At 73.5% G+C, this 24,392-nt stretch carries 23 protein-coding genes; 17 read left to right on the top strand and 6 right to left on the bottom strand.

Translation table 11 applies throughout. The annotated features are described in order from the left end of the window. Positions 1-237: 237 nt before the first annotated feature. From JQT67_RS00345 to JQT67_RS00305, 9 genes are all read left to right on the top strand, one after another. Positions 238-1,419, top strand: coding sequence for a MalY/PatB family protein (locus tag JQT67_RS00345; protein WP_021009352.1), 1,182 nt, complete (start codon positions 238-240; stop codon positions 1,417-1,419). After that, positions 1,416-2,699 carry an O-acetylhomoserine aminocarboxypropyltransferase/cysteine synthase family protein gene (locus JQT67_RS00340; protein ID WP_021009351.1) on the top strand — a complete coding sequence of 428 codons (1,284 nt, stop codon included), beginning with the start codon at positions 1,416-1,418 and terminating at the stop codon, positions 2,697-2,699. The genes JQT67_RS00345 and JQT67_RS00340 overlap by 4 nt, the downstream gene beginning before the upstream one ends. A gap of 93 nt (positions 2,700-2,792) precedes the next feature. Further along, the gene (locus JQT67_RS00335; protein WP_374222112.1) at positions 2,793-4,442 is read left to right on the top strand and encodes a TIGR04028 family ABC transporter substrate-binding protein; all 1,650 of its coding nucleotides are present in this window, start codon (positions 2,793-2,795) and stop codon (positions 4,440-4,442) included. Positions 4,443-4,446: 4 nt separating this feature from the next. Next, on the top strand, positions 4,447-5,382 hold the full coding sequence (locus JQT67_RS00330; RefSeq protein ID WP_208063040.1) for an ABC transporter permease: 936 nt from the start codon (positions 4,447-4,449) through the stop codon (positions 5,380-5,382). Next, entirely contained in the window at positions 5,379-6,224 is an 846-nt protein-coding gene (locus JQT67_RS00325) for an ABC transporter permease (protein WP_031223167.1), read from the top strand. The genes JQT67_RS00330 and JQT67_RS00325 overlap by 4 nt, the downstream gene beginning before the upstream one ends. Then, the gene (locus tag JQT67_RS00320) at positions 6,221-7,882 is read left to right on the top strand and encodes an ABC transporter ATP-binding protein (RefSeq protein ID WP_208063039.1); all 1,662 of its coding nucleotides are present in this window, start codon (positions 6,221-6,223) and stop codon (positions 7,880-7,882) included. Before JQT67_RS00325 ends, JQT67_RS00320 begins: the two co-directional genes overlap by 4 nt. Then, positions 7,882-8,943: an LLM class flavin-dependent oxidoreductase gene (locus JQT67_RS00315; protein ID WP_208063038.1), complete on the top strand. Its 1,062-nt coding sequence runs from the start codon at positions 7,882-7,884 to the stop codon at positions 8,941-8,943. Before JQT67_RS00320 ends, JQT67_RS00315 begins: the two co-directional genes overlap by 1 nt. Further along, a complete protein-coding gene (locus JQT67_RS00310; RefSeq protein ID WP_208063037.1) occupies positions 8,933-9,592 on the top strand; it encodes a CMD domain protein in 660 nt (219 codons plus the stop codon). The genes JQT67_RS00315 and JQT67_RS00310 overlap by 11 nt, the downstream gene beginning before the upstream one ends. After that, positions 9,589-10,251, top strand: coding sequence for an alkylhydroperoxidase domain protein (locus tag JQT67_RS00305; protein WP_208063036.1), 663 nt, complete (start codon positions 9,589-9,591; stop codon positions 10,249-10,251). The genes JQT67_RS00310 and JQT67_RS00305 overlap by 4 nt, the downstream gene beginning before the upstream one ends. 147 nt (positions 10,252-10,398) lie before the next feature. Here JQT67_RS00305 and JQT67_RS00300 read toward each other — a convergent pair whose 3' ends face one another. From JQT67_RS00300 to JQT67_RS00290, 3 genes are all read right to left on the bottom strand, one after another. Then, positions 10,399-11,628, bottom strand: coding sequence for a cobalamin-independent methionine synthase II family protein (locus tag JQT67_RS00300; protein ID WP_208063035.1), 1,230 nt, complete (start codon positions 11,626-11,628; stop codon positions 10,399-10,401). Positions 11,629-11,708: 80 nt separating this feature from the next. Next, on the bottom strand, positions 11,709-13,424 hold the full coding sequence (locus JQT67_RS00295) for an AarF/ABC1/UbiB kinase family protein (RefSeq protein ID WP_208063034.1): 1,716 nt from the start codon (positions 13,422-13,424) through the stop codon (positions 11,709-11,711). A gap of 36 nt (positions 13,425-13,460) precedes the next feature. After that, the gene (locus JQT67_RS00290; protein WP_208063380.1) at positions 13,461-13,955 is read right to left on the bottom strand and encodes a PadR family transcriptional regulator; all 495 of its coding nucleotides are present in this window, start codon (positions 13,953-13,955) and stop codon (positions 13,461-13,463) included. 254 nt (positions 13,956-14,209) lie between these two features. Here JQT67_RS00290 and putP point away from each other — a divergent pair, with 254 nt between their 5' ends. Next, the gene (gene putP / locus JQT67_RS00285) at positions 14,210-15,769 is read left to right on the top strand and encodes a sodium/proline symporter PutP (protein WP_208063033.1); all 1,560 of its coding nucleotides are present in this window, start codon (positions 14,210-14,212) and stop codon (positions 15,767-15,769) included. A 151-nt stretch (positions 15,770-15,920) separates the two neighbouring features. Here the strand turns inward: putP and JQT67_RS00280 are convergent, their stop codons facing one another. After that, on the bottom strand, positions 15,921-16,496 hold the full coding sequence (locus JQT67_RS00280) for an NADPH-dependent FMN reductase (protein ID WP_021009340.1): 576 nt from the start codon (positions 16,494-16,496) through the stop codon (positions 15,921-15,923). Here JQT67_RS00280 and JQT67_RS00275 point away from each other — a divergent pair. The 4 genes from JQT67_RS00275 to JQT67_RS00260 all read left to right on the top strand — a co-directional run bounded on the left by JQT67_RS00275 (position 16,477) and on the right by JQT67_RS00260 (position 19,719). Further along, positions 16,477-16,668, top strand: a complete 192-nt coding sequence (locus tag JQT67_RS00275; RefSeq protein ID WP_208063032.1) for a hypothetical protein — start codon at positions 16,477-16,479, stop codon at positions 16,666-16,668. The genes JQT67_RS00280 and JQT67_RS00275 overlap by 20 nt on opposite strands. Before the next feature lie 72 nt (positions 16,669-16,740). Further along, a complete protein-coding gene (locus JQT67_RS00270) occupies positions 16,741-17,586 on the top strand; it encodes an SMP-30/gluconolactonase/LRE family protein (RefSeq protein ID WP_208063031.1) in 846 nt (281 codons plus the stop codon). A 40-nt stretch (positions 17,587-17,626) separates the two neighbouring features. After that, positions 17,627-18,340, top strand: a complete 714-nt coding sequence (locus JQT67_RS00265) for a ZIP family metal transporter (RefSeq protein ID WP_208063030.1) — start codon at positions 17,627-17,629, stop codon at positions 18,338-18,340. A gap of 80 nt (positions 18,341-18,420) precedes the next feature. Further along, positions 18,421-19,719, top strand: a complete 1,299-nt coding sequence (locus JQT67_RS00260; protein ID WP_208063379.1) for an alpha-amylase family glycosyl hydrolase — start codon at positions 18,421-18,423, stop codon at positions 19,717-19,719. Positions 19,720-19,726: 7 nt separating this feature from the next. On the opposite strand, the gene JQT67_RS00255 is transcribed toward JQT67_RS00260, so the two are convergent. After that, a complete protein-coding gene (locus JQT67_RS00255) occupies positions 19,727-20,764 on the bottom strand; it encodes a zinc-dependent alcohol dehydrogenase family protein (RefSeq protein ID WP_208063029.1) in 1,038 nt (345 codons plus the stop codon). Positions 20,765-20,817: 53 nt separating this feature from the next. Between JQT67_RS00255 and treS the strand changes: the two genes are divergently transcribed. Together treS and JQT67_RS00245 are read left to right on the top strand one after the other, a co-directional pair. Further along, positions 20,818-23,040: a maltose alpha-D-glucosyltransferase gene (treS, locus tag JQT67_RS00250; protein WP_208063028.1), complete on the top strand. Its 2,223-nt coding sequence runs from the start codon at positions 20,818-20,820 to the stop codon at positions 23,038-23,040. A gap of 94 nt (positions 23,041-23,134) precedes the next feature. After that, entirely contained in the window at positions 23,135-23,305 is a 171-nt protein-coding gene (locus JQT67_RS00245; RefSeq protein ID WP_156906033.1) for a hypothetical protein, read from the top strand. Positions 23,306-23,312: 7 nt separating this feature from the next. Here JQT67_RS00245 and JQT67_RS00240 read toward each other — a convergent pair whose 3' ends face one another. Further along, the gene (locus JQT67_RS00240) at positions 23,313-23,777 is read right to left on the bottom strand and encodes a MarR family transcriptional regulator (protein ID WP_307864124.1); all 465 of its coding nucleotides are present in this window, start codon (positions 23,775-23,777) and stop codon (positions 23,313-23,315) included. 35 nt (positions 23,778-23,812) lie between these two features. Between JQT67_RS00240 and JQT67_RS00235 the strand changes: the two genes are divergently transcribed. Next, positions 23,813-24,391, top strand: coding sequence for a hypothetical protein (locus JQT67_RS00235; protein WP_208063027.1), 579 nt, complete (start codon positions 23,813-23,815; stop codon positions 24,389-24,391). Position 24,392: the final 1 nt, after the last annotated feature.

Raw genomic sequence — 24,392 nt, 5'->3', positions numbered from 1 at the left:
TCCCGCCCGCGACGGTCGCGCCGCGCGAGCTGCCCCGGCATCCTCCGACGACGCGGACGACGACGGCGACACGCGCGTCTGACGGCGTCCGGCGCTGCCGCCCGTTCACCTCGGGGTGCTGCCCGCCGGGATCGAGCGAGCGATCGACGAGTGCGTTTCGCCGTGTTACTCGGCGGAGTGGTCGGCGCGGCTCGGCCACTGCGAGGGTGGCGTCCAATCGGCACGGAGGAGGCGGCGATGGGCGCGCAGGCATGGGACGGGATCAGCAGGGCGGCGCTCGAGCGGCCCTCGAGCCGCAAGTGGAGCCTGCACCCGGGCACGATCGGCGCGTGGGTGGCGGAGATGGACTTCGGCACGGCGCCGCCCGTGCGCGCCGCGCTCGAGCGCGCGGTGCGCGACGACGTGCTCGGCTACCTCGCGCCGGCGACCGCAGCAGAGCTCGGCGAGGCGACGGCGGCGTTCCAGGCGCGCGAGCACGGTTGGAGGGTCGACCCCGAGCGCGTGCACGCGGTCTCCGACGTCATGGCGGCGCTCGGCGTCGCCGTGACCGAGTACTCCGCGGAGGGTTCCCCCGTCATCGTGCCGACGCCCTCGTACATGCCGTTCCACACCTACCTCGCGACGCTCGGCCGCGAGGTGCTCCAGGTGCCCGGCGTCGTCGATCGCGGCCGCTGGCGCCATGACCTCGAGGGGATCGATCGCGCGTTCGCCGCCGGCGCCGGAACGCTCGTGCTCTGCAATCCGCACAACCCGACCGGCACCGTCGTTCCGCGCGACGAGCTCGAGGCGATCGCGCGCATCGTCGAGCGTCACGGCGGGCGCGTGTTCGCCGACGAGATCCACGCGCCCATCCGCTACGACGGGCGCGCGCACGTGCCCTACGCATCCGTGTGCGCCGCGGCCGCGGCGCACACGATCACGGGCACGAGCGCGTCGAAGGCGTGGAACATCGCCGGGCTCAAGGCGGCTCAGCTCATCACCTCGAACGACGCCGACGAGGAGCGCTACCGCCGCTTCGGGTTCGCCGTCGCGCACGGCGCGTCGACGCTCGGCGTCATCGCCTCGACGGCCGCCTACCGCGACGGCTCGGCGTGGCTCGCGGAGGCGAACGCCTACCTGCAGCGCAATCGCGACCTCCTCGCGCAGCTGCTCGCCGAGCGGTTGCCCGAGGTGCGCTGGAGCCCTCCGGAGGCGACGTACCTCGCGTGGCTCGACGTCAGCGCGCTCGGCCTGCCGGGCTCGCCGGCAGCAGCACTCCGCGAGCGCGCGAGCGTGACCCTCACCGACGGCGCGCTGTGCGGCTCGGGCTTCGATGACCACGTGCGGCTCGTCTTCGCGACCCCCGCGCCGGTGCTCGAAGAGGCCGTCGACCGCATCGCGGCAGCGGTGCGGCCGGTCGCCGCGGTGCGCGCGCGATGAGCGCGGGCTGGGGCTTCGAGACCAGGCAGGTGCACGCCGGCGCGGTGATCGACAGCGAGGCCGGCGCGCGGGTCACGCCGATCTACCAGAGCGCGGGCTACGTGTTCGAGAGCTTCGACGACGGCGCCCTCCGCTTCGCCGGCCAGAGCGCGCAGCGCGCGTACTCGCGCAACGACAACCCCACGAACGTCGTCGCGGCACGGCGCATCGCCGACCTCGAGGGCGGCGTCGACGGCGTGCTCGTCGCGAGCGGCCAAGCAGCGATCGCCGCGGCGCTGCAGGCGCTCGCCCGCGCGGGTGACCACGTGCTGACGACCGATCGGCTCTACGAGGGGACGCGCGAGATGGTGCGCGGCTCGCTCGCTCGCGCGGGGCTCGAGTTCGAGGCGCTGCCGATCGACGCCGATGAGGAGCGCTGGGTCGCGGCCGTGCGGCCGACCACCCGCGCGATCTACGCCGAGTCGATCGCGAACCCGCTCGGCGAAGTGGCCGACCTCGCGCTCCTCGGTCGCGTCGCCGCGCGCACCGGGGTGCCGCTCGTCGTCGACAACACCGTCGCGACCCCCTACTTGTGCCGCCCCCTCGAGCATGGCGCGGCCGTGGTCATCCACTCGACCTCGAAGTGGCTCGGCGGCCACGGCTCCGTCATCGGCGGCGCGATCGTCTGGGGCGACGGCTTCGCCTGGTCGCCCGAGCGCTTCCCGCACCTGCACGAGCCGCGACCGCACGGTGCGCCCTCCTTCGCGGCGCGATTCGGGGGCTCCGCCTATGGCGCTCACCTGCGCGCCGTGACGGTGCTCGAGCACGGTCCGACGTTCCCGCCCACGAGCGCGTTCCTGCTGCTCCACGGCATCGAGACGCTGTCGCTGCGCATGGAGCGGCACGTCGCGAACGCGCACGCGGTGCTCGCCGCGCTCGAGCCGCATCCCGCCGTCGCGCGCGTGCACTACCCGGGCGCGGTGGGCGACGCGCGCGCCGACGTCGCGCAGCGGATGCTCCCCCGCGGGGCCGGCTCGATCGTCTCGATCGAGCTCCACGGCGGGCGCGACGCCGCGCGCGCGTTCCTCGACCGGCTCCGGCTCGTGAGCCAGATGACGCACATCGGCGACGTGCGCTCGCTCGCGATCCACACGGGCAGCACCATCCACGGGAAGCTCGAGGAGCACGAGCGGCTCGCGCTCGGCATCACCCCGGGGCTCGTGCGGATCTCGGTCGGCATCGAGCGCGCGGACGACATCGTCGCGGATCTGCAGCAGGCGCTCGGGGGTCTCGAGCCCTGATTGTGACGGCGTGTGTCGTCGCGCCGTGCGTCGGGAGCGGTGATCGGCTCTACTTTGATCACACCCAAGCACCGCTTATGGAGGTCATCCGTGATCCGCACCCGCTCCCGCGCCGGCGCCGTCGTCGCCGTCACCACCGCGTCCGCCATCGCGCTCAGCGCGTGCTCCGCGAGCGCCGCCTCGCCCGATGCATCCGACGGCGGCGCCGCGACGGGCGGCACGCTGACCTATCTCGAGCACCAGGCGTACACCTCGCTCTACCCGCCGGCGGCCGGCTTCTACCCCAACGGCGCGCTCGTCAACAACGTGACCGCTCGCCTGCTGCACCAGGACCCCGCGACGCTCGAGCTCGAGCCCTGGGTCGCCGCAGCGCTGCCCGAGGTGAACGAGGACGCGACCGAGTACACCTTCGACCTGCGCACCGACGTCACCTACTCCGACGGCACCCCCGTCACGGCCGAGAACGTGGTCGCCAACTTCGACCTGTTCGGCCTCGGCGACCCCTCGCGGGCGCTCATCGTCTCGGAGGCGATCAACAACTACGAGCGCGGCGAGGTCGTCGACGACGACACCGTGCGCTTCCACTTCAGCGCCCCCGCCCCCGGGTTCGCGCAAGCGGTGTCGACGATCAACTCCGGACTGCTGGCGGATGCGACGCTCGAGCGGGACTCGGAGGGCTTCGGCCCGGGGAACGCGGCCGAGATCATCGGCGCGGGCCCGTTCGTGGTCGAGTCCGAGCAGGTCGGCACCTCGATCCGCCTCGCCGCGCGCGAGGACTACGCGTGGGCGCCGCCGTCGGCGGCCGTGCAGGGGCGCCCGCACCTCGACGCCGTCGACATCGTGATCGCCCCCGAGGACAGCGTGCGCATCGGCTCGCTCGTCGCCGGCCAGGCCGACATCGCGCGGCAGGTCGAGCCGCAGCACGAGGCGCAGGTCGCCGCCGCGGGTCTCGAGATCGTCGCGGCGCAGACGAACGGCGTCAACAACGGCTTGAGCTTCCGCTTCGGCCACCCGCTGCTCGCCGACATCGCGGTGCGGCGGGCGCTCATCGCCGGCATCGACCGCGAGGAGCTCGTCTCGTCGATCTTCTCCGAGGGCTACCCGCTCGCGACCTCGTCGCTCAGCCGCACGGCGCTCGGGTACGCCGAGCAGGCCGACGCGTACGCGCACGACCCGGCGCTCGCCAACCGCCTGCTCGACGAGGCCGGGTGGCAGGTCGGCGCCGACGGCATCCGCACGCGGGATGGGGAGCGGCTGCGCCTGGTCGTGAACGAGGCGCTCCCCCAGCCGCGCTCCCGCGACGTCATCACCCTCATCGCGCAGCAGCTGCGCGAGATCGGCGTCGAGCTCGAGCTCTTCCAGGGCGACCAGGCGGCGCAGACCGCGGCGTCCGCCGACATCGACCAGATCCAGATCTACCACTCGATGGTCGGGCGAGCCGACTTCGACGTCATCAAGAGCCAGTTCTCGATCGCCAACCGCAACACCCTGCAGAACGACGACGAGAGCGGCGCGCCGATCGACGCAGAGCTCGAGGCGCTGCTGCAGCGCGTCGCATCGGAGCCGACGACCGAGGGGCGCGCCGCGGCATCCGCAGCCGTGCAGGCGCACCTGACGGAGCACGCGTACGTGCTGCCGTTCTTCGAGGAGCCGCAGGTCTACGGCGTGCGGCCGGGCGTCGACGGCTTCGCGACCGAGTCGGTCGGGCGCCCCGACTTCTCGGACGTCTCGCTCGAGGGCTGAGCCGATGCCGTACGCCCTCCGACGCACCGCACAGGCCGGGCTCGTGGTGGTCGCGACGTTCGTCGTCGCGTTCCTCCTCCTGCAGGCGCTGCCGGGCGACGCGATCGTCGCCCGGTACGCGAGCCCCGAGCTCGGCCTCACCGACGCGCAGCTCGACGAGCTCCGCACGGTCTACGGCACCGACCGGCCGGTGTGGGAGCAGCTGTGGGCCTCCGCCACCGGCTTCCTCACCGGCGACCTCGGCACGTCGCTGCAGAGCGGCGCGGCGGTCGAGACGCTGCTCGCGGCCGCGCTGCCGTCGACGCTCACGCTCGCCGCGCTCGGCTTCCTCGCCGCGGTCGCGCTCGCGGTCGCGATCGCCGCGGTCGCGACCTTCGGCCGAGCCGAGTGGCTGCGCCGCGCGTTCCGCTCGCTGCCGCCCCTGTTCGTCTCGATCCCGGTCTTCTGGCTCGGCATCGTGCTGCTGCAGGTGCTCTCCTTCCAGCTCGGGCTCATCCCCGTCATCAACGCGAGCCCCGCCCAGGCGCTCGTGCTGCCGGTGCTCACGGTCGCGGTGCCCATCGCCGCGCCGCTCGCGCAAGTGCTCATCGGCGCGATCGACGACACGGTCGCCGAGCCGTTCATCGCCGTCGCGCGCGCACGCGGAGCCGGCACGCGGTGGCTGCTCGGGCGCGAGGTCGCCCGCAACGCGGCGCTGCCGACGCTCACGATCGCCGGCGTCCTGTTCGGCGAGCTCGTCGCCGGGGCGGTCGTCACCGAGACGGTCTTCGCGCGCACCGGCGTCGGCCGACTCACCCAGGAGGCGGTCGCGAACCGCGACATCCCCGTGCTGCAGGCGGTCGTCGTCATCTCGGCGATCGGCTTCGTGCTCATCAACCTCGCCGTCGACCTCGCCGCCCCGGCGATCGACCCGCGGCTGCGCCGAGCGGTGCACGCATGAGCGCGGTGATCGGCGCGCTCCCGAGCCCGCGCGTGGGCAGGGCCCGTCCGCGCCCCCGCGCGACGCTCGTGCTCGCGATCGGCATCCTCGCGATCGCGCTCGCGTGGGCCTTCGTGCCGGGGCTCTTCACCGCTCACGACCCGCTCGCGGGCGTCGCGGCCGAGGCGCTGCAGCCGCCGAGCCCCGCGCATCCGTTCGGCACCGACGCGACCGGCCGCGACCTGCTCGCGCGCGTCGTCTTCGGAGCCGGCAACTCGCTCGCCGGCGCGGCGCTCGCGGTGCTCGTGGGGCTCATCGCCGGCACCGCGATCGGCGTGCTCGCCGGCTCGAGCGGCGGCTTCGTCGAGGAGGCGCTCATGCGCGTCGTCGACGTGCTGCTCGCGATCCCCGGACTCCTGCTCGCGCTCAGCGTCATCGTGCTGCTCGGCTTCGGCGTCACGAACGCCGCGATCGCCGTCGGCATCACGTCGATCGCGGTGTTCGCGCGACTCGCCCGCTCGCAGGTCGTGCGGGTGCGCCGCACCGACTACGTCGAGGCGGCGTTCGGCTCGGGCGGCACGTTCCTCGCGGTGCTGCGGCGGCACGTGCTGCCCAACTCGCTCGGCGCCGTCGTCGCCCTCGCCGCGCTGCAGTTCGGCAGCGCCATCCTGCAGATCTCGACCCTCGGGTTCCTCGGCTACGGCGCTCCGCCGCCCATCCCGGAGTGGGGCCTGCTCATCGCCGAGAGCCGCGACTACGTCGCGACCGCCTGGTGGCTCACGACGCTGCCCGGGCTCGTCGTCGCCGCCGTCGTGCTCGCCGCCAACCGCATCGCCGCAGCCATCAGGGAGAGTTCCGCATGACCGAGCCCCTGCTCACCATCGATGACCTCGCCGTCTCGTATCGCGCCCGCCGGGAGCGTCGCACCGCGCTCGAAGGGCTCAGCCTCGAGCTCGGCCGAGGAGAGGTGCTCGCGCTCGTCGGCGAATCCGGCTCGGGCAAGAGCACGACCGCGCAATCGATCGTCGGCCTGCTGCCCGAGGGCGGCCGCATCGATCGCGGCTCGATCGCCCTGCGCCTCGCGGGCGGCCCGATCGACCTCGCTCGCCTCGAGGGGCGCGCGCTCGAGGACATCCGCGGCCGCCGCGTCGCGCTCGTCCCGCAGGACCCGGGCACCTCCCTCAACCCCGTGCAGACCATCGGCGCCTCGGTCGCCGCGCCCTTGCGGATCCATCGCTGGGGCAGGCCCGAGGCGATCCGCCGACGCGTCGTCGAGCTGCTCGACCGCGTCGGCCTCGATGATCCCGAGCGTCGGGCCCGGCAGCACCCGCACGAGCTCTCCGGCGGCATGCGCCAGCGCGCGCTCATCGCCGCGGCGATCGCGCTCGAACCCGAGCTCATCATCGCCGACGAGCCGACGAGCGCGCTCGACGTGACCGTGCAGCGGCGCATCCTCGATCTGCTCGACGACCTGCGCGGCGAGCTCGGCTCGAGCGTGCTGCTCATCACGCACGACCTCGCGGTCGCCGCTGAGCGTGCCGACGCGATCGCGGTGCTGCGCGGCGGGCGGCTCGAGGAGGCCGGACCGACGCGCGCGGTGCTCGAGCAGCCCGCGAGCCGCTACACCGCGACGCTGCTCGCCGACGCGCCCGCGCTCGCCGACGATGCGCCGCGGGCGCCGCGCCCGCCCGCAGAGCCCTTCGTCGTCGTCGAGCGGCTCGTGCACGAGTACGGGCGAAGGGCGGATGCGCACCGCGCCGTCGACGACGTCGGCTTCGGTATCGAGCGCGGCACGACCCACGCGCTCGTCGGCGAGTCGGGCTCGGGCAAGACGACGATCGGGCGCGCGGTCGCGGGCTTCCACGCACCGAGCACGGGAGGCATCCGCATCGGGGACCGCGACGTGGTCGCCGCGCGCCGGGACCGGTCCTTGCGCCGCGTGGTGCAGCTCGTCTCGCAGAACCCGTTCGCCTCGCTCGACCCGCGCCGCACCGTCGAGCAGTCCATCGGCGAACCGCTCCAGAACCTCGGCGCACCCGACGGCCGCCGGCTCGATCGCCGGGAGCTCGCCCGCCGCGTGTCGACGGCGATCGCGCACGTGGCGCTGCCGCCCGATGCCGGCGAGCGGCTCCCGCGAGAGCTGTCGGGCGGGCAGCGGCAGCGCGTCGCGATCGCGCGCGCGCTCATCATCGAGCCCGCGGTCGTCGTGCTCGACGAGGCGGTGTCGGCGCTCGACGTCACCGTGCAGGCGCAGATCCTGGCGCTGCTCGAGCGGCTGCAGGGCGAGCTCGGCCTCACCTACCTCTTCATCACCCACGATCTCGCGGTCGTGCGCCGCATCGCCGACACCGTCACGGTGCTGCGCCAGGGGCGGGCGGTCGAGACCGGCACCGCCGAGCAGGTGCTCCTGCGGCCCCGACACGACTACACCCGGGCGCTGCTCGACGCCGTGCCCTCCCCCGACTGGCTGCGGACCTCGAGCGCGGCCGGCATCGATCCGAGACCCCTGGAGGTGGCCTGATGGCTCCCACGATCGGCTTCTTCACCCGCGTCCTCGACGACGCCGACACGCCCGCGCGGTACGCGATCGCCCTCGAGCACATCGCGCTCGCGGAGCGGCTCGGCTTCGCGAGCGCGTGGGTGGCGCAGCACCACTTCGACCGCGCCGAGGGCGGCCTGCCGTCGCCGTTCGTGCTGCTCGCCGCAGCTGCGGCGCGCACGAGCAGCATCCGGCTCGGCACCGCCATCCTGACGCTCGCCCACGAGCAGCCGACGCGCGCCGCCGAGGACGCGGCTGTGCTCGACGCGCTCTCGGGCGGACGGCTCGAGCTCGGCCTCGGCACCGGCGGCAGCCCGGCGAGCCTCAGCGCGTTCGGCGAGGACCCCGCGCACCGGCGGGCGATCTACGACGCGAAGCTCGTGCGCGTGCGCTCGCTGCTCGACGGCACCGCCGACGTCGCCCTGCAGCCGAGCGCGGAGACCCTCGCCGGGCGGCTGTGGCAAGCGACGTTCTCGGCCGAGGGCGCGAGCCTCATCGGCGCCCACGGCGACGGCCTCATGCTCTCCCGCGTCCAGCCGCCGCCAGCCGGGCTCGCCGGCGCCGAGCTGCCGCCGCGCGTCTGGGACGTGCAGCGCCCCGTCGTCGACGCCTACCTCGACGCGCTGCCTGCGGGAGCCGCCCCGCGCATCCTCGCCTCTCGCTCGGTCGTCGTGGTCGACGCCGCGGAGCGCGCCGCGGTGCGCGCGCACGCAGAGGCCGGCCTCACCCGCCAGCTGCAGCAGCTGCACGGCGTCACGCCCGGCTCGCTGAGCCTCGACGAGCTGCTCGAGCGCAGCGAGACGCACCTCGGCACGCCCGACGAGGTCGCCGAGTCGCTCTCGGCCGACGCCGCGGCCGCCGACGCGACGGAGGTGTCGATCCAGGTGCACTCCGTCGACCCCCGCTCAGAGCTCACCGCCCGCTCGCTCGAGCTGTTCGCGAGCGAGGTCGCGCCGGCGCTCGGCTGGCGAGTCGGCGGCGCCGCCCTCGACCGCACCACCCTCACCCACGACGACCACCAGGAGGATCGCCATGTCGCATGACGACGTCATCGACCACCTCGCCGGGATCCGGCCCGGATCACCGCTCGCCCGCATCCGCCTGCTGCGGCCCGACGCGCGCGAGCACGCGCAGCGCAGCTTCCTCGCGCTGCTCGAGCCCGACGAGCCGGGCCAGCTGCGGCTCGTCGACCGCTATGCCGTGGCCGCCTTCGTGGCGCTGCTCCACGACGCGTCGACCGAGCGATCCCGTGCCTCGGCGTTCTACCTCGAGCTGCTCGCCGACGAGGCCGAGCCCGCCATCGTCGACGCCGTGGCCCGCGCGGCCGACTCGGCCCGCGCATCCGGCCCGTACGGCCGCTACCGCGAGTCCGCGCTGCACGGCGAGAGCGTCGTCGGCCCCGCGGCCGCGCTCGACCGAGCCGCGCTCGGCGCTCCGCTCGCCGCAGCGCTCGAGCACGCGCACCTGCTGACGCTGCACCCGCGCGACGCGCGGCCCGAGGCGCTGCGGGCGCTCGAGGCCGCCGGCTGGGGCGCCGACGCGGTGGTCTCGCTCAGCCAGCTGGTCGCGTTCCTCGCGTTCCAGCTGCGGCTCGTGCACGGCCTGCGGGTGCTCGCCGCCCACCGGGCGGCAGCGCCCGCCGCCGACGCCCCCGACCTCGCCTCGACCACCCTCCAGGAGACCCGCGCATGACCGAGATCACCGACCACCCGACGCTGCGGCGTCCCGACCGCTTCACGCAGGGCCCGCTCGGCTGGGTGCCGTGGGCGCCGCCGGTGCCCGAGGACGAGCTGACCGCCGTGCAGCGCGAGGCGCTCATCGAGGCGTCGCGCTCGTCGAGCCCCTACTTCCGACTGCTCGCGCGCGACCCCGCGGCGCTCCGCGCGCGCACGCTCACCGACCTCGACATCTTCGGCAACGAGCAGGGCGGGCTGCCCCGCTGGGAGCGCGAGCTCGCGGCCGCCGCCGTGTCGCGCGTCAACGGCTGCGTCTTCTGCGCGTCGGTGCACGCGCGGGCCGCATCACGCCTCTCGGGCCGCGAGAGCGACGTGCAGCGGCTGCTCGACGAGGGCATCGGCGCGCGGGTCGACGACCGCTGGGATGCGATCGCGGATGCGTCGGCGGCGCTCACGGCGACGCCGTCGGCCTTCGACGGCGGGCACGTCGAGTGCCTCCGCTCGGCCGGCATCGACGACGCGGGCATCGTCGACCAGCTCAGCGGTGCGGCGTTCTTCAACTGGGCGAACCGCCTCATGCTCTCGCTCGGCGAGCCCGAGGTCGTCGGTGCGGCCGCGACCTCGGAGGGACCGACCGCTGCATCGTCGTCGGCAGCGGGCACGGGGGCGCGCTGATGGGCCTCGAGGTCGAGATCGCGCTCGACGGGCGCTCCGTCGTGCTGCGCTGACGCCGACCGCACGACTCACCAGGGGGATCGATCGCACGCGCGGGAGCGCACGATGGGGCGGCGACCGCTACGGCCGCCGCCCCCGCGCGATCCCTCAGACGATCGTGACGGCTGCCCCGAGCCGCTGCTCCGCGAGACGCGCGCCCTGCCCGAGCGACTCGAGCTTCGCCGCCGCGATCGACGGGTGGATGCGGCCCCCGAGACCGCAGTCGGTCGACGCGATGACCCGCTCGGGCCCGACGATGCGAGCGAATCGCTCGATGCGGTCGGCGACGAGCTCGGGGTGCTCGACGACGTTGGTCGCGTGACCGACGACGCCGGGCGCGATGCGCTTGTGCGCGGGCAGCTCGACGTGCTCCCACACGCGCCACTCGTGCTCGTGGCGGGCGTTGGCGGCCTCGAAGGAGTAGCTGCCGGCGTTCACCTCGAGCACGAGCTCGGCGATGTCGGCGAACGGGATGTCGGTCGTGTGCGGGCCGTGCCACGAGCCCCAGCACAGGTGCAGGCGCACGAGCTCCTCGGGCAGGCCGCGGATGGCGTGGTTGAGCGCCTCAACGCGGATGCGCGTGAAGGCGAGGTAGTCCTCGAGCGACGGCTCGGGGTTGATCTGGTCCCAGTTCTCGGCGAGCGACGGGTCGTCGATCTGCACGATGAAGCCCGCTTCGGTGATCGCGGTGTACTCCTCGCGCAGCACGTCGGCCCAGGCCCAGATGTGCTCCTCCTCGCTCGCGTAGTGGCGGTTCGCGATGCGCGCGGCCGAGCCGGGCGAGAGGGCCGTCAGGAACCCCTGCTCGGCCCCGGTCGACGCGATGCCGCGTCGGAGGTTCGCGATGTCGGTCGCGAGCGCCGCGTGCCCCGTGTAGCGCAGCGGGCCGGTCGTCGCGGGGAAGGCGGTCGCGGGGCTCTGCTCGAGCACCGGGTGCTCGGGGTCGAGGTAGGCGTCGGCGAAGCGCACCCAGTCGCGCCGGTCGGGGAACGACGTGAGGCGCACGTCACCGGGCGCCGAGCGCTGCGGCGGCTCCGTGAAGATGTCCTCGCCCGTGATCTCGAGCCCTTCGACGCGCTGGAACACGTACGTCCACCAAGCGGCGTAGTCGAGCGAGCTCGACATCGCCTTGCCGTACTCGCCGTCGCCGACGATCGTGATGCCGAGGTCGCGCTGGCGGCGGACGAGGTCGGCGACGGCGTCGGCGAGCAGCGTCTCGAACTCGGGAGTGCGCTGGAGCGTCAGGCCGTCGTCGGCGAACGTCCGTGCGGCGTTCGCGGCGATGAGCTCGGGCGTGCGCGGCAGGCTGCCGGCGTGGGTGACGTCGATGCGAGTCATGGCGGTTCTCCTCCGGGTCGGGTGCTCGGCACGCTATCCGCGCGGCCGAGCGGCCCGGTAGCCGTGCCGGTCACGCTTCGTCACAGTCGACGACTGACGAGGCTCGACACGACGACGTGCGCGAGCGGCAGCGCCGAGAGCAGCATGAGCGCCGTGCCGACCACGCCGTCCTGCGGCAGCAGCACCGCGCCGGCCACGAGCAGGCCCGCGAAGAGGATCGCCGAGACGAGCCGACGCAGCGCGCGCTCGACGCGCGCGATACGCCGCTCGAGCGCGGGAGCGGTGACCGCGAGCCGCCCCTCCTCGAGGCGCGTCACCACGCTATCGATGCGGCCGGGCAGCCGCACCGCGACCGCTGCCGCGTCGAGGCCGTCCTGCGCGATCGAGCGCGCGAGCCCGCCGCGCTCCTCGCGCAGCAGCCGCGCGGCGTAGGGCTCCACCGCATCCCACAGGTTGAAGCCCGGGTCGAGCGACGAGCACATGCCCGAGGTGAGCGACATCGCGCGCACGATGAGCAGGAAGTCCTCGGGCAGCTGGAACGGCATCGTGCGCAGCAGGTCGCCGAACTCGACCGCGAAGTCGCGGAACTCGCGCGGGTCGACCTCGCGCAGCTCGGCGAAGCCCATGCCCCCGAAGCGCGCGAACGCGTGCGACATCGCGCGCTCGAGCTCGTCGGCGTCGGCGGTCGGGAGGAGCGCGCCGAGGTCGCGCATCGCGGCGACGAGCCCGCGGCCGTCGCGCCCGGCGGCCGCGATGAGCATGCGCCGCAGCCCCGCGCGCGTGCCGGGCGGCACCTCCCCCATCATCCCGAAGTCGACGAAGGTGATGCGCCATCCCGGGCCCGACGCATCCGGCCCCGACGCATCAGGCCCCGACGCATCTGGCCCCGTCGAGGTGACGAAGAGGTTGCCGGGGTGCGGGTCGGCGTGGAAGAAGCCGTGCGAGAAGAGCTGGTCGAACATGACCGCGGCGAAGGTCGCGGCGACCTCGGCGGGATCGATGCCCGCGGCGAGGAGCGCCTCGCGGTCGTTGATCTTGATCGCCGCGACATCGCGGAGCACGAGCACGCGGCGGCTCGAGCGCTCCCACACGACGTCGGGCACGCTGACGCGCGCGTCGCCCGCGAACGACTCGGCGAAGCGCTCGGCGTTCGCGGCCTCGTGCAGGTAGTCGATCTCCTCGAGGCTCGTGATCGCGAACTCCTCGATGAGCGCGGGCACGTCGACGCGGGTCGCGACGACGCGCACGCGGCTGAGCCACCGCGCGACGCGGCGCAGCGCCGCGAGATCGACGTCGACGATCGCGTCGATGCCGGGCCGCTGCACCTTGACGATCGCGGCGTCGAAGCCGGTGTCGGATGCGTCGGCCCCGGTCAGGCGGGCGCGGTGCGCCTGGCCGAGCGAGGCAGCCGCGAGCGGCTCGGGCTCGATCCACGCGAGCGCGCGCTCGAGCGGCATGCCGAGCTCCGCCTCGGCGAGCGCGCGGATCGCCTCGAACGGCACCGCGGGTGCCTCGTCCTGGAGGCCCTCGAGCTCGCGCGTGATCTCGGGCGGCAGCACGTCGAGCCGCGACGACATGAACTGACCGACCTTGATCATGAGCCCGCCGAGGTCGACGGCGAGCACGTGGAAGCGGCGCGCGAGCCGCTGCAGGCGCGCGCTCCGGCCCCGCGCGACGAGCGCGCCGAGGCCGAGTCGCGGCAGCACCAGCTCGAACCACCACAGGACCGCGAGGTGGCGGGCGGCGAAGCGCAGGATGCGCCGGTAGCGCGCTCGCGTGCTGCCGGCGTCGGGCATGGCCACTCCTAGCGCCCGCCGCGGCGGGGATCCGGGTCAGTCCTGGGCGAGGATGGCGTAGAGCCTACGCCGTGCCTCGTCGAGCACCTCCACCGCCTGCTGCACCTGCTCGGGCGTGCCGGAGCGATGCACCTGGGCCGCCGCTTGCGCCAGGTCCATGCCCGCGCGCGGCAGCGCGCCGTGCCCGCCGGCGCCGCGCTCGGTCGCGAGCCACGGGGCCGGCCGGTCGGCGGCCTCGTCGGCCTCCGCGCGCCCCGCCTCTGTGAGCGAGTAGGTCTTCCGCCCGTTCGCCTCCTCGGCCGCGATGAGGCCCTCGTCGGCGAGCAGCTGCAGCGTCGGGTAGACGGAGCCGGCGCTCGGGCGCCACGCGCCGCCGCTGCGCTCCTCGATCTCGCGGATGATCTGGTAGCCGTGCATCGGCCGCTCGGCGAGCAGCGCGATGATCGCGGCCCGCACGTCCCCGCGGCCCATGCGCGTCGGTCCCCCGCGCTTGTCGAACGCCGAGCGCAGCTGCTCCATCGCCTCCCACATGCCAGCTCCCGGCGGCCCGAACCCGAAGCCCCGCGGCCCGTAGCCGTCGCGGCCGGAGCCGAAGCCGTCCCTGCCGCGCTCGAAGCCGTCCCTCGGCGGCCCGTAGCCGCTCCTTTCACCGTGCACGATGACCTCCTCGTCGTCGCGTGAGCGATACCGAACGATATATCGCTCGCGCCGCGAGCGGAAGAGGGCGGACGTCATCGGAACGGCGTCCGGATAGGCTGGGCAGCGCACCGACAGAGGAGACGACGATGTCTGACGTGACCTTCCAGCTGCTCGCCATCGGGCTCTACTTCGCGGCGATGATCGCCATCGGCATCTACGCCGCGCGGAAGACGAAGAGCCACGAGGACTACATGCTCGCGGGGCGCGAGCTCAACCCCGTCACCGCGGCGCTCTCCGCTGGCGCTTCCGACATGTCGGGCTGGCTGCTCATGGGCCTCCCCGGCGCGATCTTCGCCGCAGGACTCATCGAGGCGTGGATCGCGATCGGCCTGACGATCGGCGCCTACCTCAACTGGAAGTTCGTCGCGCCGCGCCTGCGCGCGTACACCGAGGTGGCGAGGAACTCGATCACGATCCCGAGCTTCTTCGAGAACCGGCTCCGCGACCGCTCGCGGCTGCTGCGCATCGTCTCGGGTCTCATCATCCTCGTCTTCTTCACCTTCTACGTCTCCTCCGGCATGGTCGCCGGCGGCGTCTTCTTCGAGTCGTCGTTCGGCGCCGACTACGTGTGGGGCATGCTGCTCGTGAGCGGCGTGACGCTCCTCTACACGCTCTTCGGCGGCTTCCTCGGCGCATCGCTCACCGACGTCGTGCAGGGCCTCATGATGTTCCTCGCGCTCATCATCATCCCCGTCATCGCGTTCTTCACGGTCGGCGGCCTCGCCGGCGTGCAGGAGGGCATCGCCGACTCCGGCGCCGAGCTGCAGGGCCTCATCCCGGCCGACCTCAGCGGCCTCGCGGTGCTCGGCATCATCTCGTCGCTCGCGTGGGGCCTCGGCTACGTCGGCCAGCCGCACATCATCGTGCGCTTCATGGCCCTCAGGTCGGTGCCGGCGGCACGGCCCGCCCGCCGCATCGGCATCTCGTGGATGATCATCTCCCTCGTCGGCGCCGTCGTCTCCGGCTTCATCGGCATCGCCTACGTGCAGCAGTCGGGGCTCGGGCTCGACAACCCCGAGACGATCGTGCTCGCCATGTCGCAGGCACTGCTGCACCCGTTCGTCGCGGGTCTCGTGCTCGCGGCGGTGCTCGCGGCGATCATGTCGACGCTCTCGAGCCAGCTCATCGTCTGCTCCTCGGCGCTCGTCGAGGACCTCTTCCAGGTCTTCGTGAAGCGTCAGCCCTCGCAGCGCACGCTCGTGCTGCTCGGCCGCGCGTGCGTGCTCGCGGTCGCCACGATCGCCGCGGTGCTCGCGATCAGCCCGTCCGACACGATCCTCGGCCTCGTCGGATTCGCGTGGGCGGGATTCGGCGCCGCGTTCGGCCCGATCGTGCTGCTGAGCCTGTTCTGGCGCCGCCTGACGAACTGGGGCGCGCTCGCCGGCATGATCGTCGGCGCCGCGACCGTGTTCATCTGGGACGCGATCGAGCAGGCGACCGACATCGCCGTCTTCACGCTCTACGAGATCGTGCCCGGCTTCGCGCTCAACCTGCTCGTCGCGATGCTCGTGAGCCTCGCGACGCAGCGCCACGACGACGACGTGCAGGAGGAGTTCACCCGCACGGGCCGCATCGTCGCGATCAAGCGCAACGAGCCGGCCGACGTGAGCCCGGCGGCCGCGGCCGATCGCAACGTCCTCCCTTGACGCCACGGCGACCCGACCGCTTCCCGCGGATCCGTTCCGACAGCGCGGACCCGAGATGCGGGATCCGCCCCACCGGATTGGGTCCGCCTAGGTCCGCGTGACGCGACGAAGCGGGCCTCCCGACCGGGAGGCCCGCCTCGTGCTGGATGCGTCAGGCGTCGACGAGCGCGCCCTCGCGCACCGACTCCATCGCCTTCGTCCAGACGATGAGCTGGTCGAGCATCGGCGGCACGGACTCGGCCTGCAGCTCGGTCGGCTTGAAGGTGGAGAAGTTCTCGAAGTCGGTGAAGAGCGAGAACATGCCCGTCTTCTGCACGTGCGCGACCTGGAGCTCCGAGAGGATGCCGCGCAGGTGCTCGATCGCACGGACGCCCATGGCGGAGCCGTAGCCGACGATGCCCGCGGCCTTGTCGTTCCACTCGGCGTTGAGGAAGGAGATCGCGTTGGCGAGCGCCGGAGTCACGGAGTGGTTGTATTCGCCCGTGACGAAGACGTAGCCGTCGAACTCGGCGATCTTCGCGGCCCAGCGCTTGGTGTGGTCCTTCGAGTACTGCTGATACGCAGCCGGCAGCGGCTCGTCGTAGAGCGGCAGGTCGTAGTCGGCGATGTCGACCAGCTCGTACTCCGCGTCGCCGCGCTGCTGCGCGAGCTCGAGGACCCAGTCCGCGACGCCGCGGTTGATGCGGCCGGGGCGGGTGCTGCCGGTGATGATGGCGATCTTCGACATGAATCGTCTCCTTGAGGGTGATCGGCGCCGCGTCCTGCGGCGCTTCGAGCTGCTGTCGCGCGAGATCCGATCCCGCACGGTCAATGCAACCACTTCAAATCCGAACCATTCCCGAGTGCTCGACCGGTGGTGCGACGGGCGTCTCGAGCGCATCGCCGCGGTCAAGCGCTGAGCGCGCGTCGCTCCCCCGCGGTTCCCAGGTCGGCGCGCTTGGCTGGCCCCAGTCCCGAGCGAAGGAGAGCCGATGCGCGCCGAGCAGATCACCGACCCGATCGCCTACCACGGCGAAGGGCCCGTCTGGTCGGAGTGGTGGGGCGGGCTGCGCTGGCTCGACATGCTCGCCGGCGACATCCTGACCCTCACCGAGACCGGCATCGAGCGGCGGCACGTCGACTCGATCGTCGCGTGCGTGCGGCCGCGGCGCGGCGGCGGCGCGGTGATCGGCATCGAGCGCGGCTTCGCGCTCGAGGATCTCGACGGCACGCTCCACCGCCTCCCCGAGCTCTGGTCGTCGAGCGACATCCGCATGAACGAGGGCGGCTGCGACCCCGACGGCCGCTTCTACTGCGGCTCGATGGCCTACGACCAGTCGCCCGGCGCCGCATCCCTCCACCGCCTCGACCCCGACGGCTCGACGAGCACGGTGCTGAGCGGCGTGACGGTCTCGAACGGCCTCGAGTGGAGCCCCGACGGCTCGCTCGCCTACTACGACGACACCCCGACGGGCGCGGTCGCCGTCTTCGACTACGCGCGCGAGACGGGGCTCACGAACCGGCGCGAGCTCGCCTCGCTCCCCCACGACGGCCACCCCGACGGGCTCACGGTCGATGCCGACGGATGCGTGTGGGTCGCGGCCGTGAACCAGGGCGCGGTGCTGCGGTTCCGTCCCGACGGCAGGCTCGACGGCCGCGTCGAGGTGCCCGGCGTGACGAAGGTGACCGCGTGCGCGTTCGGCGGCGAGCGCCTCGACCGGCTCTTCATCACCACCTCGCGCGAGGACCTCCCCGATGACGAGGAGCCGACCGCCGGTGCGCTCTTCGCCGTCGACCCCGGCGTCACCGGTCTGCCGGTGCGGGAGTTCGCGGGCTGACGAGCGCACCGCGCAGATCTGGCCTCCGATGGGAGCAGCGATGCTCGAGGCACTGCTGTGGGGCGGGATCGCCGCCGGCTCGCTGCTCGTGGGCGCGCTGCTCGCGGTCGCCCGGCCATGGTCGGATCGCACGGTCGGCGTCGTGCTCGCCTTCGGTGCCGGAGCGCTCATCGCCTCGGTCGCGTTCGAGCTCGCTGAGGCCGGCGTCGAGGAGGGCGGCCCGGTCGGCGTCGGCATCGGCCTCGCCGTCGGCGCGCTCGCCTACTTCACCGCCGACCGCGCCGTCGAGCGGTGGTCGGGCCGGCGCGGCGGCGGGGCCGCGGGCATCCCGCTCGCCGTCGGCGCGCTGCTCGACGGCATCCCCGAGCAAGCGGTGCTCGGCATCGGCCTCGCCGCCGGCGGCGGCGTGAGCGTGGCGCTGCTCGTCTCGATCTTCGTCTCCAACCTGCCCGAGTCGATCGGCGCATCCGCCGACATGCTGCGCGACGGTCGCTCGAGGCGCTTCGTGCTCGGGCTCTGGACCGCCGTCGCGGTCGTCTGCGCGCTCGCGGCCGTCGCCGGCCGACTGGTCGCCGACGCCGCATCCCCGGCGGTCGTGGGCACGATCGACGGCATCGCGGCCGGCGCGCTGCTCGTCATGCTCATCGACGCGATGATCCCCGAGGCGCGCGAGAAGGCGAAGTCGCTCGCGGGCCTGGCGACGGTCGTCGGCTTCGCGGTCGCGGCGGGCCTGTCGCTGCTCGGAGAGGCTTGACAGCGGGTTCGGTGCAGGATGGAGCGGTGACCGATCCTGCACCGCGACCGCACGCCGAGCCCGACTGGGTCCAGCACGTCATGTGGTGGCACGTCTACCCGCTCGGCTTCGTCGGCGCGCCCATCCGCCCCGACGCGCCGCCGGCCGAGACCGCGGTCGAGCATCGGCTCGGCCACCTCGAGGCGTGGCTCGACCACCTCGTCGCGCTCGGGCTCAACGGCCTGCAGCTCGGGCCGGTCTTCGCCTCGGCGACGCACGGCTACGACACGATCGACCACTTCCGCATCGATCCGCGGCTCGGCGACGAGGGCGACTTCGACCGGCTCGTCGCCGCGTGCCGCGAGCGCGGCATCCGAGTGCTGCTCGACGGCGTCTTCAACCACGTCGGCCGAGCGCATCCCGCCTTCCTCGCACTCGAGGAGCAGGGGCGGGCGGCCGAGACCGCCGGGCTCTTCCGCGTGCACTGGGACGCCTGGTCGCCGGGCGAGCCCGTCCCGGCCGACGTGTTCGAGGGGCACGAGCAGCTCGTCGCGCTCGACCACGAGTCGGATGCGGTGGCCGACCTCGTCGTCGACGTCATGACCCACTGGCTCGAGCGCGGCATCGACGGCTGGCGCCTCGACGCGGCCTATGCGGTGCCGCCCGCATTCTGGGCGCGCGTGCTGCCGCGCGTGCGGGAGCGCTTCCCGGGCGCCTACTTCTCGGGCGAGGTCATCCACGGCGACGCCGCGGCGATCGTGCGCGAGTCGACGATCGACTCGCTCACGCAGTACGAGCTGTGGCAGGGCATCTGGCACGGCTTCGCCGACCGCAACTGCCACGAGCTCGCGCACGCGATCGAGCGCCACAACGCGCTCGTGCGCGACTTCGTGCCCTCGACCTTCATCGGCAACCACGACGTCACGCGCATCGCGACCGCGGTCGGCCCGGAGCTCGTGCCACACGCGATGGCGGTGCTCGCGACGGTCGCCGGCACGCCGTCGGTCTACGCCGGCGACGAGCTGGGCTTCGAGGGCCGCAAGGAGGAGCGGCTCGGCGGCGACGACGCCGTGCGGCCGACCTTCCCCGAGCAGCCGCCGGCGCCGGACGCGCTCGAGCCCGCGGCGGCGCACGCCTACGGCGTGCACGCGGCGCTGCTCGCGCTCCGCCGCCGGCACGCGTGGCTGCACCGCGCGCAGACCGACGTCGTGCACGTCGACAACGCATCCATCGTGCTCCGCACGGCGACCGACAGCGATCGCGTCATCGCCGCGCTCAACCTCGCCGACGCGCCAGTCGAGCTGCCGGCCGCCGACGCGACCGGCGTCGAGGCGGGCGAGGCCGAGCTCGCGGACGGCACCGTGCGGCTCGGGCCGCGGGGCTGGGCCGTGCTCTCCTAGCCGCTCGTCAGCGGCGCGGGTCGATCATCGTCACGCCCGCAGCGCTCGATCGGTCGAAGCCCGGTAGCAGCGATGCTGCCTCCTCGAGCGAGACGGTGCGCTCGACGAGCCGCTGCGGCTCGAGCACGCCCCGCTCGATGAGCGCGAGCATGCCCGGGTAGTCGGCCGCCGCCATGCCGTGACTGCCGAGCACGTCGAGCTCCCACGCGATCACGCGGTCCATCGGCACGCGCGGGTGCCCGTCGACGGGCGGCAGGAGGCCGATCTGCACGTGCCGGCCGCGACGGCGCAAGCCGAGCACCGCATCCGACGCCGTCTGCTCGCTCCCGACGGCATCCACCGCCACGTGCGCGCCGCCGCCGGTGATCGCCGCCACCGCCTCCGGCACGTCGCGCCCGTCGGCGAGCACGGTCGCCTCGGCGCCGAGGGAGGCGGCGAGCTCGAGCGCCGCCGGGTTGCGGTCGACCGCGACGACGCGGGCACCGAGCGCGCGGGCGATCATGACCGCGCTGAGGCCCACACCGCCGGCGCCGACGACCGCGACCCACTCCCCCGACCGCACGCGGGCCCGCGCGACGAGCGCCCGGTAGGCGGTCGCGAAGCGGCAGCCGAGCGCCGCCGCCGTCGCGGCGTCGACGCCGTCGGGGACCGCGACGAGGTTCGCATCGGCGGCGTGCAGCGCGACGCGCTCGGCGAACGAGCCCCAGTGCGTGAAGCCGGGCTGCTGCTGCGCCGGGCACACCTGCGCGTCGCCCGCGAGGCACCACTCGCAGCGCCCGCAGCCGCACACGAACGGCACGGTCACGCGGTCGCCGACGCGCCAGCGCTCGACGCCCTCGCCGACCTCCGCCACGACGCCCGCGAGCTCGTGGCCGGGCACGTGCGGGAAGGCGATGTCGTCGTGGCCGGCCCACGCGTGCCAGTCGCTGCGGCACAGGCCCGTCGCGTGCACCTCGACCACGACACCGCCCGCGGGCGCGCTCGGCTCGGGCACGTCGCGCACGCCCGGAGTCGAGCGGACGGCGTCGATCAGGAGGGCACGCATGCCTCGATCCTGGCAGGACGGCACGCCCAACCGAGAGTGATAGACATGCAGGCGTGGATGAGCCCGACGAGCACGGCACCGAGATCACCTACGACGAGCAGCGATACCCCGCTCGTCCCCGCCGCCTGCGCCCGCGCGACCAGTTCCGCAGCGGCAGCGTGCGGCGGTTCCGCACCGACCCGCGCACCGCGAACGCATCCAACCCCTCCTACGTCGAGTGGCTCGTGCGCCAGTCGATGCTCAAGGACGCCGACGTGCTCAGCCGGCAACTCTCGGGCCAGCCGTCGATGTGGCGCAACCCCTACGCGCGCCCCGACGCGCGGCGCGCGATCGGCGTGGCCGACGTCTGGTTCACCGCCTACCCGATCTCGCTCATCACGCGCCCCGGGCAGTCGTTCCTCGACGCGCTCGGCGAGGAGGCGCTCTGGGCGGCGTTCGAGCACATCGGCATCAACGGCCTCCACACCGGCCCCGTGAAGCGTGCCGGCGGCATCACCGGCTGGATGGAGACGCCGAGCGTCGACGGCCACTTCGACCGCATCAGCACGCAGATCGATCCCGCCTTCGGCGACGAGGATGCGTTCCGTCGGCTCTCCGACGTCGCCGACGACCACAGCGGCTCGATCATCGACGACATCGTGCCGGGCCACACCGGCAAGGGCGCCGACTTCCGGCTCGCCGAGATGGCGTTCAAGGACTACCCCGGCATCTATCACATGGTCGAGATCCCGCCGGAGGACTGGCACCTGCTGCCCGAGGTGCCGGAGGGCCGCGATGCGGCGAACCTCGACGCGGCCGCCGAGCGCGAGCTGAGCGACCGCGGCTACATCATCGGCGAGCTGCAGCGCGTCATCTTCTACATGCCCGGCGTGAAGGAGACGAACTGGAGCGCGACCCCGCCCGTGCTCGGCGTCGACGGCGTCGAGCGCCGCTGGGTCTACCTCCACTACTTCAAGCAGGGGCAGCCGTCGATCAACTGGCTCGACCCCACGTTCGCGGGCATGCGGCTCGTGATCGGCGACGCGCTCCACTCGCTCGGCGACCTCGGCACGAGCGCCCTGCGCCTCGACGCGAACGGCTTCCTCGGCGTCGAGAAGAGCGCGGAGGGCCTGCCCGCCTGGTCGGAGGGGCATCCGCTCTCGCACGCCGCGAACCACATCATTGCCGGCATGGTGCGGAAGGTCGGCGGCTTCACGTTCCAGGAGCTCAACCTCACGATCGAGGACATCCGCGACACGAGCGCGGTCGGCGCCGATCTCTCCTACGACTTCGTCAGCCGCCCCGGCTACCACCACGCGCTCGCGACCGGCGACACCGAATTCCTGCGGCTCACGCTCATGTCGTCGCTCGAGCTGGGCGTCGAGCCGGTCGGGCTCGTGCACGGCCTGCAGAACCACGACGAGCTCACCTACGAGCTCGTGCACTGGGCGACGCGGCACCGCGACGAGGTCTACCCCTTCCGCCACAAGGAGATCACCGGCGGCGACCTCGCCGAGCTCATCCGCGCCGAGCTCACCGAGACGCTGACCGAGCAGGCCGACTACAACCGCGTCTTCACGCAGAACGGCATCGCCTGCACGACCGCGTCGCTCATCGCGGCGACGCAGGGCTTCGCGACCCTCGACGACATCACCGAGGACGCCGTGCCCGCGATCCGCGACGCCCACATCCTGCTCGCGAAGTACAACGCGTGGCAGCCGGGCGTCTTCGCGCTCTCGGGGTGGGACCTCACCGGCATGCTGACGCTCCCCGCCGACGACGTGCGCGACCTCATCGACACCGGCGACACCCGCTGGATCGAGCGCGGCGCGCACGACCTCATCGACGCTGCGCCCGACGCCATTACGTCGTCGGCCGGCATGCCCCGCGGTCGCTCGCTCTACGGCTCGCTCCCCGCGCAGATCGAGCAGCCGGGATCCTTCGTGAACCGGCTCGCCGAGGTGCTGCGGATCCGCCGCGACCACGGCGTCGCGACCGCGACGCAGCTCGACGTGCCGCACGTCGCGCACCCCGCGATGCTCGTGCTCGTGCACCGGCTCGACGACGGCAAGCCCGACGCCGACGACGCGCCGATCCAGGTGACGGTGCTGAACTTCTCGGGCGAGGGCGTCGACGGCACCGTGCACTCCGAGGCGCTGCCGACGCAGCACGCGGTGATCGATGCCGCGACCGGCGAGGGCATCGCCCACGTCGACGACCTGCAGAGCTTCAGCGTGAGCCTGCCGCCCTACGGCGGGCTGTTCCTCACGCTCGAGCCGGTCGCGCAGGAGGACTGAGGCTCTGTCTCGCGCCGACCGGTCGGGCGCGGCTCGGATCGACGATATGCTTAGTGCGCTAAGTATTCGGCGATCCGAGGAGACCGGTCCGACCATGCAGGAGCCGACCGCGCGCCACCAGGGCTGGCCCCACGACCGCGACCCGCAGAGCTTCACGCGCGGCGACATCCTCGCCTGGCGGGTCGTCGGCTACTGCGCGGCAGCCGTGACCGTCGTCGGTACGACCGCCGCGGTGATCGCCTTCGTGGTGCTCGCGAACGCCTGAGCGGGCGTCAGGCCTCGGCGCCGTCGACCGCCGCGATGAGCCGCGTCATGAGGCGGTGCAGCTGCTCGAGCTCGTCGCGGTCGAGCCCGAGTCGCTGCATCATCTCCCCCGGCACGGCGAGCGCCTGCTCGCGCAGCTCCGCGCCACGCTGGGTGAGCGTGATGTCGAGCGTGCGCACGTCGTCGGCGCGCCTCGCGCGCGCGACGAGCCCCGCGGCCTCGAGCCGCTTGACGAGCGGCGAGAGCGTCGCCGGCTCGAGGCGCAGCTGCTCGGCCAGCTGGCGCAGCGAGAGCGAGCGCGAGCCCCAGAGCGCGAGCATCACGAGGTACTGCGGGTGCGAGAGGCCGAGGGGCTCGAGCACGGGGCGGTAGGCGCCGACGACGCTGCGGGATGCGACCGACAGCGCGAAGCACACCTGGCGCTCGAGCGCCAGGTCGTCCCGCTCCTGCACGGGCAGCTCGTCGTGCGCCACGCGACGATCCTACGCGCGCGCCGGCCGATCGCGTCTTGACCGGCACCCGCGCCGGGCGTTCACTGGACCCGCTGGGGACGGCCGCACGCGTCGAGCGAGCGACCCTCTCGGCGGCAACGCTCCCATCGAGAGACCGCGCCGCAGCCACCGCCTTCCTGCTGCTCGGCGCCGGCTCGAGCGCGAACGCGGCCGACCCGCCCACGGTGATCCCGCTGCCCGCCGGCAGTGCGTGCTCGTTCGCCCTCGACATCGCGATCTTCGGCGACGGGCGCCAGGCGACGAAGACGTTCACCGACCGCGACGGGCGGGTGCGGACGATCACAGCTGGCACCGGCTCCTCGCTGACGTTCACGAATGCCGAGACGGGCGCCTCGCTGTCGACGCGATCGAACGGCAGCGTCACGCGCACGCACGCCAACGTCGATGGCTACGAGACGAGGATCCTCACGGGGCGCAACGCGCTCATCCTCTTCCCCACCGACACGCCCGCGGGTCCGTCGACCACGGTGCACTCCGGCCGCGTCGTGCTCTCGGTCGGCGCGGACGGCTCGACGTTCACGGTCGAGCGCGTGTCGGGCCGGCAGCTCGACGTCTGCGCAGCTCTCGGCGGCTGAC

The organism is Agrococcus sp. TF02-05 (assembly GCF_017565345.1).
Classification (GTDB): Bacteria; Actinomycetota; Actinomycetes; order Actinomycetales; family Microbacteriaceae; genus Agrococcus; species Agrococcus pavilionensis.
This window is presented reverse-complemented; position numbering and strand designations above follow the sequence as displayed.

Coding starts and splice junctions, on each gene's coding strand:
- JQT67_RS00265 (WP_208063030.1), top strand. CDS start 17,627: ATGCTCGAGGCACTGCTGTGGGGCGGGATCGCCGCCGGCTCGCTGCTC.
- JQT67_RS00325 (WP_031223167.1), top strand. CDS start 5,379: ATGAGCGCGGTGATCGGCGCGCTCCCGAGCCCGCGCGTGGGCAGGGCC.
- JQT67_RS00290 (WP_208063380.1), bottom strand. CDS start 13,955: ATGTGGGAGGCGATGGAGCAGCTGCGCTCGGCGTTCGACAAGCGCGGG.
- JQT67_RS00270 (WP_208063031.1), top strand. CDS start 16,741: ATGCGCGCCGAGCAGATCACCGACCCGATCGCCTACCACGGCGAAGGG.
- JQT67_RS00315 (WP_208063038.1), top strand. CDS start 7,882: ATGGCTCCCACGATCGGCTTCTTCACCCGCGTCCTCGACGACGCCGAC.
- JQT67_RS00295 (WP_208063034.1), bottom strand. CDS start 13,424: ATGCCCGACGCCGGCAGCACGCGAGCGCGCTACCGGCGCATCCTGCGC.
- JQT67_RS00330 (WP_208063040.1), top strand. CDS start 4,447: ATGCCGTACGCCCTCCGACGCACCGCACAGGCCGGGCTCGTGGTGGTC.
- JQT67_RS00280 (WP_021009340.1), bottom strand. CDS start 16,496: ATGTCGAAGATCGCCATCATCACCGGCAGCACCCGCCCCGGCCGCATC.
- JQT67_RS00340 (WP_021009351.1), top strand. CDS start 1,416: ATGAGCGCGGGCTGGGGCTTCGAGACCAGGCAGGTGCACGCCGGCGCG.
- JQT67_RS00310 (WP_208063037.1), top strand. CDS start 8,933: ATGTCGCATGACGACGTCATCGACCACCTCGCCGGGATCCGGCCCGGA.
- JQT67_RS00305 (WP_208063036.1), top strand. CDS start 9,589: ATGACCGAGATCACCGACCACCCGACGCTGCGGCGTCCCGACCGCTTC.
- putP (WP_208063033.1), top strand. CDS start 14,210: ATGTCTGACGTGACCTTCCAGCTGCTCGCCATCGGGCTCTACTTCGCG.
- JQT67_RS00245 (WP_156906033.1), top strand. CDS start 23,135: ATGCAGGAGCCGACCGCGCGCCACCAGGGCTGGCCCCACGACCGCGAC.
- JQT67_RS00300 (WP_208063035.1), bottom strand. CDS start 11,628: ATGACTCGCATCGACGTCACCCACGCCGGCAGCCTGCCGCGCACGCCC.
- JQT67_RS00320 (WP_208063039.1), top strand. CDS start 6,221: ATGACCGAGCCCCTGCTCACCATCGATGACCTCGCCGTCTCGTATCGC.
- JQT67_RS00255 (WP_208063029.1), bottom strand. CDS start 20,764: ATGCGTGCCCTCCTGATCGACGCCGTCCGCTCGACTCCGGGCGTGCGC.
- JQT67_RS00345 (WP_021009352.1), top strand. CDS start 238: ATGGGCGCGCAGGCATGGGACGGGATCAGCAGGGCGGCGCTCGAGCGG.
- JQT67_RS00260 (WP_208063379.1), top strand. CDS start 18,421: ATGTGGTGGCACGTCTACCCGCTCGGCTTCGTCGGCGCGCCCATCCGC.
- JQT67_RS00275 (WP_208063032.1), top strand. CDS start 16,477: ATGATGGCGATCTTCGACATGAATCGTCTCCTTGAGGGTGATCGGCGC.